Source organism: Synechocystis sp. LKSZ1 (genome assembly GCF_040436315.1).
In the GTDB taxonomy this organism is placed as follows: Bacteria; Cyanobacteriota; Cyanobacteriia; order Cyanobacteriales; family Microcystaceae; genus Synechocystis.
Genome location: NZ_AP031572.1, coordinates 1,383,156 through 1,396,554, shown reverse-complemented (window position 1 = coordinate 1,396,554; position 13,399 = coordinate 1,383,156). Strand labels below are relative to the sequence as shown.

The 13,399-nt window shown below is 46.3% G+C and carries 14 protein-coding genes; 11 read left to right on the top strand and 3 right to left on the bottom strand.

All coding sequences use genetic code 11. The annotated features are described in order from the left end of the window. Window positions 1-3: 3 nt before the first annotated feature. From ABXS88_RS06670 to ABXS88_RS06640, 7 genes are all read left to right on the top strand, one after another. Entirely contained in the window at window positions 4-336 is a 333-nt protein-coding gene (locus ABXS88_RS06670; protein WP_353674788.1) for a Uma2 family endonuclease, read from the top strand. Continuing rightward, window positions 317-496, top strand: a complete 180-nt coding sequence (locus ABXS88_RS06665; RefSeq protein WP_353674402.1) for a Uma2 family endonuclease — start codon at window positions 317-319, stop codon at window positions 494-496. The genes ABXS88_RS06670 and ABXS88_RS06665 overlap by 20 nt, the downstream gene beginning before the upstream one ends. Window positions 497-563: 67 nt before the next feature. Beyond that, window positions 564-1,214, top strand: a complete 651-nt coding sequence (locus tag ABXS88_RS06660; RefSeq protein WP_353674401.1) for a Uma2 family endonuclease — start codon at window positions 564-566, stop codon at window positions 1,212-1,214. A 272-nt stretch (window positions 1,215-1,486) separates the two neighbouring features. Further along, window positions 1,487-1,915, top strand: a complete 429-nt coding sequence (locus ABXS88_RS06655; RefSeq protein WP_353674400.1) for a DUF29 domain-containing protein — start codon at window positions 1,487-1,489, stop codon at window positions 1,913-1,915. Window positions 1,916-2,195: 280 nt separating this feature from the next. Next, window positions 2,196-3,389 carry a transposase gene (locus tag ABXS88_RS06650; RefSeq protein WP_353674399.1) on the top strand — a complete coding sequence of 398 codons (1,194 nt, stop codon included), beginning with the start codon at window positions 2,196-2,198 and terminating at the stop codon, window positions 3,387-3,389. A 53-nt stretch (window positions 3,390-3,442) separates the two neighbouring features. After that, window positions 3,443-4,057 carry a hypothetical protein gene (locus tag ABXS88_RS06645; RefSeq protein WP_353674398.1) on the top strand — a complete coding sequence of 205 codons (615 nt, stop codon included), beginning with the start codon at window positions 3,443-3,445 and terminating at the stop codon, window positions 4,055-4,057. 187 nt (window positions 4,058-4,244) lie between these two features. After that, window positions 4,245-5,198: an SDR family oxidoreductase gene (locus ABXS88_RS06640; RefSeq protein ID WP_353674397.1), complete on the top strand. Its 954-nt coding sequence runs from the start codon at window positions 4,245-4,247 to the stop codon at window positions 5,196-5,198. A gap of 35 nt (window positions 5,199-5,233) precedes the next feature. Here ABXS88_RS06640 and ABXS88_RS06635 read toward each other — a convergent pair whose 3' ends face one another. After that, window positions 5,234-5,866 carry a Uma2 family endonuclease gene (locus tag ABXS88_RS06635; protein ID WP_353674396.1) on the bottom strand — a complete coding sequence of 211 codons (633 nt, stop codon included), beginning with the start codon at window positions 5,864-5,866 and terminating at the stop codon, window positions 5,234-5,236. A gap of 241 nt (window positions 5,867-6,107) precedes the next feature. On the opposite strand from ABXS88_RS06635, the gene ABXS88_RS06630 reads away from it, so the two are divergent. The 3 genes from ABXS88_RS06630 (at window position 6,108) to ABXS88_RS06620 (ending at window position 10,678) form a co-directional block, all read left to right on the top strand. Further along, window positions 6,108-7,097 carry a glycosyltransferase family 4 protein gene (locus tag ABXS88_RS06630; RefSeq protein ID WP_353674395.1) on the top strand — a complete coding sequence of 330 codons (990 nt, stop codon included), beginning with the start codon at window positions 6,108-6,110 and terminating at the stop codon, window positions 7,095-7,097. A gap of 67 nt (window positions 7,098-7,164) precedes the next feature. Next, the gene (locus ABXS88_RS06625) at window positions 7,165-9,159 is read left to right on the top strand and encodes a nucleoside-diphosphate sugar epimerase/dehydratase (protein ID WP_353674394.1); all 1,995 of its coding nucleotides are present in this window, start codon (window positions 7,165-7,167) and stop codon (window positions 9,157-9,159) included. Between the two features lie 76 nt (window positions 9,160-9,235). Further along, window positions 9,236-10,678 carry an alanine/glycine:cation symporter family protein gene (locus ABXS88_RS06620; protein ID WP_353674393.1) on the top strand — a complete coding sequence of 481 codons (1,443 nt, stop codon included), beginning with the start codon at window positions 9,236-9,238 and terminating at the stop codon, window positions 10,676-10,678. A gap of 12 nt (window positions 10,679-10,690) precedes the next feature. On the opposite strand, the gene ABXS88_RS06615 is transcribed toward ABXS88_RS06620, so the two are convergent. Then, window positions 10,691-11,767 (bottom strand): glycosyltransferase family 4 protein, encoded by a 1,077-nt coding sequence (locus ABXS88_RS06615; RefSeq protein ID WP_353674392.1) that lies wholly within the window; start codon window positions 11,765-11,767, stop codon window positions 10,691-10,693. 44 nt (window positions 11,768-11,811) lie between these two features. Between ABXS88_RS06615 and ABXS88_RS06610 the strand changes: the two genes are divergently transcribed. Then, entirely contained in the window at window positions 11,812-12,390 is a 579-nt protein-coding gene (locus ABXS88_RS06610) for an Npun_F5749 family FMN-dependent PPOX-type flavoprotein (RefSeq protein WP_353674391.1), read from the top strand. On the opposite strand, the gene ABXS88_RS06605 is transcribed toward ABXS88_RS06610, so the two are convergent. After that, the gene (locus ABXS88_RS06605) at window positions 12,380-13,345 is read right to left on the bottom strand and encodes a DMT family transporter (RefSeq protein ID WP_353674390.1); all 966 of its coding nucleotides are present in this window, start codon (window positions 13,343-13,345) and stop codon (window positions 12,380-12,382) included. The two genes, ABXS88_RS06610 and ABXS88_RS06605, sit on opposite strands and share 11 nt — an antisense overlap. Window positions 13,346-13,399: the final 54 nt, after the last annotated feature.

Sequence of the window (13,399 nt, the reverse complement as noted above, 5' to 3'; positions counted from 1 at the left end):
AAAATATTCCGTGATAATCCAGCCGTAGAACTTTTAGAGGGAAACATCGTCACCATACCCCCGGAAGGTCCTTTGCACAGCTATATGAACCATACAAGCGCCGACTATCTACGCCAAAAATTAAAAGGAATAGCATTAATCAGAGAGTCTCATCCCATCACCCTCAGTCGTTCAGAACCAGAACCCGATATTGCCATTGTTGTTCCTCCCCAGGAAGGCTACAAAGAACGCTATCCCAGAGCCGATGATATTTTCTGTTTAATTGAGATCGCCAATAGCACCTTAGCCTCTGATTTGAATGATAAGAAGCAGATTTATGCCGCCGAAGGCATTTAAAGAATACTGGGTCGCGGATCTGAGCCACTGCCAGGTCTTTATTTTTGATCATCCCGTCAATGGCCAGTATGCCAGGGTGCAGGTTTCCTCTGACGGGGTCATCTCCCCTCCAGCCTTTCCCAATTTAGAACTTTCCCTCAAAGACTTGTTTCGATGGTAGAGACAAAGCACAGGCTGGCGCAGTTAAAAGCACAGCTATAATAGTAAAAAACGAAGAGGTACCAAGCATGTTTGTCCAAGAGAAAACAGATAGTGACCTAAAACCAGAAAAAAATCTAATCACCCTCGAAGCGTTTTGGCATTGGTATCCCGATGGCTATGAAGGGCGATTTGAATTACACAATGGAGTCATTGTCAAAATGCAACCCACGGGTACTCACGAACAAGTTGCTGGTTTTCTTTCGATGGAAATAGGTTTTGAAATTAAGCGCTTAAATTTACCCTTATTCATCCCCCGTCAAGGATTAGTCAAAGCAATAAACACAGATAAATCAGGCTATATTCCCGATGTCATGGTGCTAGATAATGATGCGGTCAAAAACAATGAACTATTGTGGGAAAAACGATCAACGATTATTGAAGGAAGCACAATTAAATTAGCGATTGAGGTGGTCAGCACAAACTGGCAGGATGATTATTTAATGAAATTAGGAGAATACGAAAAATTAGGCATCGAAGAATATTGGATTGTTGACTACTTGGGATTAGGTGGAAGACGTTATATCGGTGAGCCAAAGCAACCCACTATCTCTGTTTTTCATTTAGTTGAAGGAGAGTATGTTTTTGAACTATTTCAAGGTCAAAATATGATTAAATCTCTCTGCTTTCCTGAACTTCGCTTGACCGCAGAGCAAATTTTTAATATTGGACAAGAGTGAATTCTTCCCTATGCCAATAATGACCAAAACATAAGATAAACTCTGGTATTATACTTGACTGAAATCCTAGAAATATCCCTTAATTATCCAACCATGGCGACTTTGGCACTGGTCTCCAAAAGAGGGATGAGCATCTTAATCCCTTGCTAAGAGCAGATTTTCGCGTCAGAGAAAAGTAGGAGGCTCAAGTCTTAGTCCAGTAAGCGTTTCAGTGTTACATTCATCGTCAAAAGACCAGTGCCTAGCGGCATTACTGAGGTGAGATAGACAATATGCAGATAATCGATTACGAGACCGACTTTTATGCCTGGGCTAGCCAGCAGGCAGACCTACTGCGACAACGACAGACGAGTAGTTTAGATTGGATGAATCTAGCTGAAGAAATCGAAACAATGGGTCGCTCAGAAAAACGCCAGCTTGCCAGCCGCTTAGAAGTGCTGATCATGCACCTACTGAAGTGGCAATACCAACCCAATTTAAGATCTCGGAGTTGGCAGTTGACCATCAAAGAACAACGACTACGGCTAGCCAAACTACTGCAAGAAAACCCCAGTCTTAAGCCCTGCTTAGCAGAGTCCATCCTGTCAGCCTATCCCCTAGCGGTTATCAGTGCCGAACGAGAAACGGGACTGTCCAGCTATCCTGAACATTGCCCCTATAGTCCAGAAGAATTGCTGAGCAACCAATTTCTACCCGATTGAGCTGTTTTGCCCAGATTGATGACGCAACCCATACCCTAAATTAGAGTCATGGTAAGCCTTCTGGCTCTCATCACCTTGCCCCTAACCCAGATATTTGATCAGCCCTAGCCGATTTCCAATCGTGGCATGTAGCAACACTCATTATCGAAGATGGCGCGGAAAACCTTGCCCTTTAGGGCAGGGATGACAATGCGCCTTACTTCCTTGATATTCCTTACTCGACTACTTGCAGTTTTATGTTGACTAAATTAACATAAAGTTGTGGCACAGGGTCGAAGCTATGATAGTTCTTAAGTTCAAACTTAAAGGAAAAGACCTTCAATACCAGCGCATAGATGAGGCTATTCGCACCGCCCAGTTTGTCCGCAACAAAGCACTACGCTACTGGATGGATAATCGTGGGGTAGGGCGTTACGACCTCAACAAATATTGCGCTGAGTTGGCCCAGGAATTTCCCTTCGCCAAGGCTCTGAACTCCATGGCTAGACAGGCTGCCGCTGAACGAGCCTGGTCTGCCATTGCTCGCTTCTACGACAACTGTAAAAAGCAGGTCAAAGGCAAGAAAGGATTTCCTAAATTCAAGAAGCACTGCCGCTCAGTGGAGTATAAAACCTCGGGCTGGAAGCTTCATGACCCTAAACACATTGAGTTCACTGATGGGAACAACATCGGTGTGCTCAAGCTGGTGGGCACCTGGGATTTAGCCTTTTACGACCCGGCACAAATTAAACGGGTGCGATTAGTCAAACGGGCAGATGGCTATTACTGTCAGTTCTGTATATCCGTTAAGGTTGAAGTACCGTCTGAACCGACCCACAAAACGGTGGGGATAGACCTGGGACTAAACTACTTCATTGCTACCAGTGATGGTGAGACAGTGGAGTCCCCGAAGTTCTACCGTAAGGCGGAGCATCAACTCAACCGAGCTAACCGTCAAAAATCCAAGAAGTACCGCAAAGGTGCAAAACCCCAGTCTCGTAACTATCACAGGGCTAGAGAACGATATGCTCGGAAACACTTAAAAGTAAGTAGGCAGCGTAAAGAGTATTGCAAGCGTGTTGCATACTGCGTAATCCAATCTAACGATTTGGTCGCCTACGAAGACTTAAATGTAAAGAACATGGTACGTAATCGGCATCTAGCCAAGTCGATTAGTGACGCAGGATGGACAACATTCTGTCAATGGTTGGATTACTTTGGTAGGAAGTACGGCAAGGTAACAGTTGCGGTACCTCCGCATTACACCAGCCAGAACTGTTCGCAATGTGGCGCTACAGTTAAGAAGTCCTTGAGTATTAGAACTCATGTCTGCTCTAACTGCGGTTACGTTGAAGACCGTGACGTGAATGCAGCCAGGAATATCCTGCGACGAGGATTAGAACAAATAGGTCGGGGCGCGGCCGAATCTACGCTTCAGGAGTTTGACCCTCTAGCATCGTTGGAGCAATCCTGCGGTGTTAAGGTTGGACGTTGAATGAAGAATCCCCGTCCTTCAGGACGGAGAGAACGTCAACAAGACAGAAAGTAATGGCCTACATCGATTTTAGCCTTAGCTCCGTAAAAAAATCATTTCAGTTGCACCTAATTGAGCAAACAGACTTATTTGAGCAAACTCCAGATCTAAACCCAAGTCCATTCCTCACCGCAACGCTTAAAGATAACCTGGCGATCGCTCTAGCCAGTAATACCGAAAAATCCAGATCTGAGATGATTATTGCTCCAATTTTAATTGATTTAAGAAAACAATTTGCAAACCACATCAGCATTTTTTCTGGCGTCAATTTTACTGTTGATCCCAGTCAAGGATTGAATGGCAATTGTGATTTTTTAATCAGTTACTCAGGAGAATTGTTATTGATAATAGCTCCCATTATCACTCTAGTGGAAGCAAAAAAAGAAGATTTAAATAGTGGACTAGGGCAGTGTATTGCAGAGATGATTGCCGCCCAACGCTTTAATGAACAAGAAGGTAATAAAATCACTGAAATTTATGGCGTTGTTACCTCTGGAACGGTATGGAAATTCCTTAAATTGGTGGGAAATCAAGTTTTCCTAGATTTGACAGAATATTATTTGGCTAACTTGCCCAAGATTTTGGGCATTTTGTCCATCAGCATTAAAACAATAGAATCCATTCATTAATTTTATAAAAATCTTAATTGTTATTTTGCGTTTGGTAGTATTTATCCAACTTGCAACTAAAAATCTTCCGTAATCCAATAGAACAAAACCACGAAACAAGATTAACATTAAAATCCAGTACTATCAATCCCCTTGTCTTTCTTGATGTATCAATAAGATGTACAAAAATTAGTTAACCCCTAAACCAATGAATGTTTTGATCACAGGTGCCACCGGGTTTGTCGGCCAGCCCCTCTGCCAACACCTAATAAAACAAAACTATACTATTACCGCCACTATCCGCCGCCCCAAAGATCAGCAAAAACTCCCCCAGGGTACGAAGTGTCAATTAATATCCGGCTTGAACCATATCCTACCTACCAGCATCCTTGAGCATACAAATACAATTATTCACCTTGCCGCTCGGGCCCACCAACTCAACGACCAAGCCGATGATCCAGAAGCTGAATTTCAAAACGTTAATCACCACGGCACCGTTAACCTTGCTCAACAAGCCATTTCTGCCGGTGTTAAACACTTTATTTTTATAAGTTCCATTGGAGCTGTAACCACCCTCAGCGACACCATTATCTCAGAGAAAACCTCTTGTAATCCTGATACCCCCTATGGCCGCAGTAAACATGATGCCGAACAATCCTTAATCCAACTCTGCCAAGGGTCAGACATGACCTGGACAATTTTACGCCCAACTTTAGTCTATGGCCCCAACAACCCGGGCAATATGGAACGCCTACTGGCTTTAGTTAATAAAAGCTTGCCCCTTCCCTTCGCTTCTATTCATAATGTCCGTAGCCTGCTCTACGTCGGTAATTTAGTGGATGCCATCATCACATGCATTGAGCATCCCAAGGCTAAAAATCAAACCTTTATTGTCAGTGATGGCCAAGACCTCTCCACCCCCAAACTGATTAGACAGCTAGGTCAGGCATTAGGCAAACCCGCGAAACTCTTACCCTTTCCTCCCTCTCTCCTCAAACTAGCTGCCAAGAGTATTGGCAAAGCAGGCATCGCCAATAGACTCCTTGGCTCTCTCCAAGTGGACAGTAGTAAGATCAGAAACACCCTCAACTGGAAACCACCCTATACGATAGACGAGGGATTAAAAATAACAGCCGATTGGTTTACCCTGCGTATCCGCTAACCCCCCCTGACTGCAGGGGAACAGGGGAGGCGCAGTCAACAACCCCGAATCTGCTCCCGAAAAGCTAACACCGCATCAAAGGGCTCTTCCCAAGAAATATAGCTAGCCAGTAAAGCCAGATCTAGGTCGGGTAACAACCCACTTTGAGTAACCCTCTCGTACTTCTGAGCTTGCAAGCTATAAACCTGAAGTTGGTGATTCTGCCAGAACCAAACCTCCGGCACTCCTAAAGCCTGATAAATTTCCAGGGAATCAATACCACCACTGGTTAGCGCCACTTCAATGGCTAAATCAGGAATACTTTTGCGGTTTCTTAAACAGTAAGATTTATCCGGCTCGATACCCCGTTGCGTCAATTCAGACCTCAAAGTAGTCGAGCCCAAGGAATAAAAGCGAATACCTTTTTCTTGAAAGTAAGCTTCAAGCAAAATACCCAAGTTTTCTTTATAAAATTCATGACGATAGCTAGGGGACATAATTTGTAGCGTTTCTCGTAAGTATTTCAAAAGAACATGGGCATTATCACTCAATAAATTGAGTAGCGCATTGTAATCCTGCCAAGTAACGTCCGAAATAATTACGATTTGCTCCATTTTCCCGCTACCAACATGGATTTGGTGGATCAACTGCTGGCAATAAGCTAAACCCCCATCGATTAAAGCTGTCATCACCTTGCTCCCGCCCACTGTAGTTTGACACTTGTTTCTTCAATCTATGATATCTCCTCTGCTGAAATTAGATAACACCAGCATCGGCAGAGCAAGCATAGCAGACAGTAGAAAAACACCTTGGCTCCCTCTAATTAATGACAAGCTCTAGTAAATTATCGCTTTTTCTAGGTGGTTTATTGAGAAGATGCATCTCTTCTAGTTAACCTCGACTTTACAAAAACCATCTTAATACCAACCAATGAAGCTACCATTTTTGATCATTCTTCTTCTGTCTTTTTCCATGTCTTTGTTGATAACAAAGAGAGTACAAGTTTTGGCTTTAAATAAAAGCTTAATCGATATCCCCAATGAACGAAGTTCCCATCAAGTACCAACACCTCGGGGTGGAGGAATTGGTTTTACTGCGGCATTTCTAATTATATTAATGCTAATTAATTGGCTTCCTGACATAAACTTATCACCAAATTTATTTTTATTTCTTGTTATCACTCCTCTAGCTATTGTTGGATTTTTAGATGACCGCTATAACTTACCCTCTGGTCTACGTTATACCATCCAATTAGCCTCTGCTCTACTCACTGTTTGGCATTACGGAAATTTCCCTCAACCCTGGCTAGATAGTTTGGGGATAGGAGGATTGTTATTGGCTCTAGGATTGACTGCAATTGGTTTTACTGCTTTAGTAAATTTCTATAATTTTATGGACGGACTAGATGGATTTATCACAACTATTACAACGATCCAATTAAGTTTTATTGCGTTGTTCTTAAATCAACCTATCTGGTGGTTATTTATTGCCGCTTTGTTGGGATTCCTTTATTGGAATTGGTCACCAGCGAAAATTTTTATGGGGGATGTAGGTAGTACCGTTTTAGGGGCAGTAGTCGCAATTGCCCTGATCCAGTCTCCTACTACAGAATTAGCTTGGTCGGCCCTAGCCATTACCTTGCCAGTGACTGCTGATACCATTTATACCCTCATTATCCGCCTACGTCGTGGAGAAAATATTTTTCTAGCTCATCGTTCTCACCTCTTTCAGCGTCTCCATCAGGCAGGCTGGTCCCATGCTCAAGTTACGGTAGCCTATGGCGTGTTAACCATTACCATTGCTGCATTAGTTTTTCTCGGAAAAATGTGGGGAGCACTCGCTGCTGTAGGACTAATTTTACTCTTGATTCCTGTGACAGAATTTTATCTAAAAAAAGTACATTCTTCTGTGCAAAATTAATTTGCTAACCTTCTAGAAATTGGGCTATTATTCTATGTCTTTGACAATATTTTTTAAGAAAACCAAAATGTTTTTATATGTCTCTCTTAAAGAGACACTCAGAGCCTTTATTAACCTTTCCAGACCCCAGAAGCGCTTGATTCTTTATGGGACAGATACAGTCCTATTTTTAGTGGCGTTCTATTTCTCCTTTTTTATTGTTACCGAAACCCTTTTTAATAAAGACTTACTGACACGTTATTATCTAGTAATTTTTCTAATTATTCCCCTGCGGCTGATAACCTTCCAAATGATGGGAGTGTATAGGGGAATTCTCAAATACACCCACTCAGCTTTTATTTATACATCTCTCAAGGCCCTATTGGCCAGTGAAGGAATTTTTATTGCTTTTAATGTCTTCCTCCGTCTTCATCAACTTCCCCGTTCCATCGAAATTATCAATTTCTTACTGAGCCTCTGCTTTATTGTAGCGATTCGGTTGATTGCTCGCTGGTTTTTATATAAGTTTTTTACTTCTAATTTAACTCAAACAAAAATTGCTTTTCAAAAAGATTGGAGACAGCCTGTTATTATCTATGGTGCGGGTCAAGCAGGTTTTCAACTATCTCAATCTTTACGGCTAGATAATGTTTTTGAGGTTGTAGCGTTTGTCGATGATAATTCCCAGCTTTGGCGACATTTCATTGAAGGCATCAAAATCTTTGATCCAGTTAAATTACCACAAATCACTCAACACTATTCTGTTAACTTGGTGCTGTTGGCAATCCCTTCTGCTTCCCCCCAGCGTAAGCAAGCAGTGGTTTCCATGTTAACAGCTCAAGGCTTGAAGGTCAAAACTATCCCAACCCTTAGTGAACTCATTTCCGGCAAAGTCTCTATTACCCAGGTTCGAGATATTGAAATCACTGATATTCTCGGTCGTCCTGAAGTATTGCCCGATCCGACACTCCTAAGTTGCAGTATTACTGATAAAGTGGTTTTAGTTACAGGAGCAGGTGGATCAATTGGGTCTGAACTCTGTCGTCAAATTGCTCAACAAAAACCTAAGCAGTTAATTTTATTTGAACTCAATGAATTTGCCCTATATTCCATTGATATAGAGCTACGAGATTGCTATCCTGATTTAAACTGTGTGGCTTGCCTTGGTTCTGTTACTGATGCAGAACATCTACAACAGGTTTTAATAGACTACTCTGTTGAAACCATTTACCATGCAGCAGCGTATAAACATGTGCCTCTCGTGGAAATTAATCCTACCCAGGGCATTATTAATAATGTTTATGGGACTTGGATCTGTACCCAGGTAGCTAGTCAATGCCAAGTTGAAACCTTCGTTTTAATTTCTACAGATAAAGCAGTACGCCCTACTAACATCATGGGGGCGACCAAGCGGGTTGCAGAATTAATTCTCCAAGCCTTTGCTCAGCTACCTAAGCAGCGGACTCGCTTTATAATGGTACGTTTTGGGAATGTGCTTAATAGTACGGGCTCGGTTGTGCCTCGCTTTCAGCAACAGATTAAGAAACGCCAGCCGATTACCTTAACTCATCCAGAGATCACTCGTTATTTTATGTCTATTCCAGAGGCGGCTCGTTTAGTAATTCAGGCAGGGGCCATTGGCGCAGGGGGAGAGGTCTTTTTGCTCGATATGGGTGAGCCAGTTAAAATTTATGACCTTGCTAAGCACATGATCGAATTGAGTGGTTTAGTGCTCGGCAAAGATATTGATATTGAGATTACCGGCCTGCGCCCTGGAGAAAAGCTCTATGAGGAGTTACTAATCCAAGACGACAAGGTTAAACAAACCTGTCACCCTAAAATCTATGGAGCCCAGGAAGCTACGGTACCCTGGGAACAGTTGGAACCGGCTCTAAACGAATTACTCAAGGCTGCTAGAGCTAGAAATTTAGAAAATTTACAGGCTGTATTGAAGCACTTAGTGCCAGAGTATCAACCCAAAAGAGAGCTACTATCAACAAAACAACTCCCAGTGGCAGCCCTATCTTCATTTTCTTCAACCTCCACTGTCAAGGCTAAGGACGTTCCTTTCTCTACGAATTGATTAACTGGGGCAAGACTTTTGACAGCAATCGTCGAACATAATAGTGAGAGAAAATTCATTCTGGCTTATCTGACGAGTGTCCTTTCTCTCTTCCCTACAAAGCTTACCAGAGTGGCTAGATGCCATCTTTTCGCTCCTGGTCACGGCCCTTGAGCCCATTCTGTTTTTCTCCGTTGGTGGTGTTCCAGCCATTATTCTTTGGCTGGCAGTCGGGGGCCTATTCTTTAGCCTGCGCCTTAGATTGGTCAATCTTTTTGGCCTAGCAGAAGCGATGCGACTCGGATTTCGTTCCAGCGCGGAGGAGACCCACGAGGGGGAAGTAACGCCTTTCCAGGCCTTGACCACGGCCCTATCCGGCAGTATTGGTCTGGGTAATATTGCAGGGGTAGCCATTGCCATTCAAACTGGGGGGCCAGGGGCCGTTTTTTGGATGACGGTGGCGGCCATTCTGGGCATGGCCAATAAGTTTGTCGAATGTAGTCTAGGGGTCAAGTATCGGCAAATTGACCCCTCAGGGACGATTCGAGGCGGGCCAATGTTCTATCTTTCCCTCGGTTTAGGGGAACAGGGCCGGGGAACACTGGGCCAGATCCTGGCCATTATTTTTTCGGGATTTGGTATTGGAGCGGCCCTGGGCGGCGGCAATATGTTTCAGGCTAACCAATCCTACGCCATCCTGGTGACAATTGTACCAGCCCTCCAGGGCTATGATTGGCTCTACGGTCTGCTGTTTGCTCTACTGACGGGGTTAGTGATCCTGGGGGGCATTGGTCGCATTGGGCAGGTGACGAGTCGCCTGATTCCCTTGATGGTGATTGTGTATTTTGCCATGGCGGCCTGGATTTTATGCCAGCGTTTGTCGGCCATTCTGCCGGCCCTGGCCCTGATTAGCCAAGAAGCCTTTGCTCCCCAGGCCCTTGCCGGTGGCGTACTGGGGGTCTTTGTCCAGGGGTTTCGTCGCAGTGCTTTTTCCAATAATGCTGGTCTGGGGGCCGCGGCTATCGCCCATGCGGTGGCAAAAACCAATAATCCAATTCAAGAGGGCCTGGTGGCCATGCTAGAGCCGCTGATCGATACCGTCCTAGTTTGTAACTTGACGGCCCTGGTCATTTTAACGACAGGGGTTTACGGCTTTGATCTGCCGGAGGTTGTGGATGGCTCGGCCCTGGCGGCCCTGGCCTTTGGTTCCGTGGTGATTTGGTTTCCCTACATTTTAGCCGTCGTGATTCTACTCTTTGCCTTTTCAACCACGATCACCTGGAGCTATTACGGAGAGCGCTGTTGGGCCTATTTATTTGGTGAATCGTCTTTAGTCCTCTACAAGGTCTTATTCTTAGCTTTTATTTTTCTAGGGGCCGTGGTGAATTTGGGCGCTGTGGTGGATTTTAGTGACATGATGCTCCTGGGCATGGCCTTTCCTAACTTGTTAGGGAATTTTTTGCTCTCCAACGACCTCAGTCAAGATCTGAAACAGTACTGGCAGGGGCGAGCAAACCAGCCGGCATCGCTTCCAGGATAAGTGAGTGTTTGTTCAGGCATCGGCCAACATCGCTTGGAACCAAGTGTCTAAACGCTCTGCAAAGGCCGGCAGGGAATAGTCCTGCTCCGTCTGCCAACGACAGGCCTGGCGGTCGATGTGATCGATACTCTTTAGGGCCTCTGCCAGGGCCATCACATTATCCGGTTCCACCAGAAAGCCCGTCTGGCCCTCCCGAACAATTTCACTGGGGCCGCCCCGACGATAGGCCACCACCGGAACGCCACAGGCCATAGCCTCAATGACCACATTGCCAAAGGCCTCGACCCAGCGGGGGGTCATCACCAAAGCCCGGCTTTGCCGCAGTTCAGCTTGCAAGGCTTCTGTACTCAGAAAACCCCGATAATATGCACTGGCCTGGGGAAATTGGCCCTGGAGGGCCTGCCAATAGGATTCATCCTGGACTTTGCCATAGATGCGTAGAACTTGGCCCGTCGTCTGACAGGCCGCTAGGGCATCTTCCAGGCCCTTTTCGGGGGAAATCCGTCCCACCCAAGCAAGATAGTCCTGGGGCTGGGGACAAAATTGGTAGAGGGCCAAATCTAGGGCATTACCGATACAGCGAGCTGATTTGAGTCCAAAGGTACCAGCTTGGCTCTGGCTGTGGAAGGCTAGCGCCTGGGGAAAGTTTGCATTGACGTGATGCAGAAACCGATCCAGCATGGCGGTTAAAGACCCCATACTGACCAAATGGGCCACTGGCCGTTGAAAAAATGGCGTCAGATAAAAAGGCAACCAATCGTAGGCAAAGTTAACGATTAGGTCATACTGAGTCTGCATCGCCCGAGCCTGTTCCCAGAGATTCACCAAGACAGAATTGTCCGGTAGACACATGGGGGCCTGAGGATCTAGGGTTTGCTGAGGAATTTGCCATTGACCTGGAACTTCATAGAGTTCAAACCCCTCCAGCACTGAATCTTTGGGGGCCAACACCGTCGGCCGATGGCCCTTGAGACGCAGGGCCTGGGCAAAATTCTTGAGGGTTAATTCGACCCCGCCACCGAGGCCCGACCCCAGGGGCCCCACCGAGGTAGAAACCAACAGAACACGCAGGGGTGAAAGCAGGGCCATGACAAAAAATTGAGGGGGTTAAACAATGGGCTAGGATCAAGCCTATGGACAATCTAGCACCTTGGCGTTCTCTCTTAGCCCGCGCCCAGCACCGCCATCGGAGTCTGCCCCAGGCTCGTTATGTACAGTTAGCCACTGTCCGTCCCAATGGCCGCCCAGCCAATCGCACCATCGTTTTTCGGGGATTTTTAGGCGACAGCAACCAACTCCAATTTGTCACCGATGCCCGTTCCCCAAAACCGGCTCAGATCGACTACTGTGCCTGGGGGGAAGTGTGCTGGTACTTTCCCAAAACCCGTGAACAATTTCGCTTCCATGGCCGCCTGGCCCTCGTGACCGAACAAACAGCCGACGCTTCTCTGCAAGCGGCCCGTCATCAGGCCTGGCAGAAATTATCCAGTGCTGCCCAAGCCCAATTCCTCTGGCCGGCCCCTGGTCAACCCAGAAACCCGGAACTTTCCTTTCCTTCGCCCCAGACGGCCCCTGAACCTGTGGCCCATTTTTGTCTCCTGCTTCTCGACCCCGCGAGCGTTGACCACTTAGAACTGACGGGGAATCCCCAACATCGTCATTGCTACGAATATGCTCAGGGAGTTTGGCAGTCCTACGAGATCAATCCATAAGGGCCTGGGGTTCCAGCCGCCGACTGAGTAGAGCCACACTCAACGTCACCAACAGAATACCGCTGACCTGCAAAACGGTGAGCCGTTCCTGGATGGTAAACCAGGCCAAAACCGCCGTTAGGGCCGGATTAGTAGCACCGATAATAGCAGCCTGACTGGCCCCGATCAGACGAATGCCGTAGTTGTGAAGTAAATGACCGACAAAGGTGACCAGGGCCGAACAAAACCCCCCAATCCAGAGGGGCAACCAGGGTAAAGCGGTTTCATGATGGGGCCAAAAACTCAGGCAGAAGACCGACAGCACCAGCGTCGTCAAAAAACTGATCCAGGTGAAGGGGACTGGATGGAGATGAGCCACGCTTTTTTGAGCAATAACGGTATAACCCGCATAGGCTAGACCAGAGGCAATGCCCATGGCCACTCCCCAACCCAAGTTAACGGCCCCCGATGCTCGCTGGGGCACGGTCAAGGCACTCCCCACTAACACCAGGCCCATAACAGACCAGCGCAGGGCCGTAGGCCGGTCGCCAAAGAGATACCAGGCCAACAGGGCCGTAAACACGGGATAAGAAAAAAAGAGGGTCAGGGCAATACCCGTGGGAATCAGACCAACGGCAATGTAGAGCAAAACCAAGTATAAAAACATCAAAAAGCCACAGGCCAGGGTCTGAAGCAATAAGGGACGCTGAGGCTGGGTAGAGAGAGACCGAATTTCCTGCCAGGTCTTGGGATAAAGAGCTCGGGCCAACGTTGCCATGAGGGGAACTACCACTGCCATCCGTAGGAGCAGTAATAAAAGGGAGTGATATAGTGTCGGGGAGACAAAGCCACCCGTCGGCCAGAAACCGAGCAAAGTCTGGGGAGTAAACAAAACCCGCACAATCACATTCTGAAAACAGAAAAAAATAGCCGCGGTCAGAACAATCAAGAAACCCAGCACAATAATGGCAATCAATGAGGAACCATTTCACTCTACGCTGGGCCTTTCTCCACCGACAATCTGTCTGGG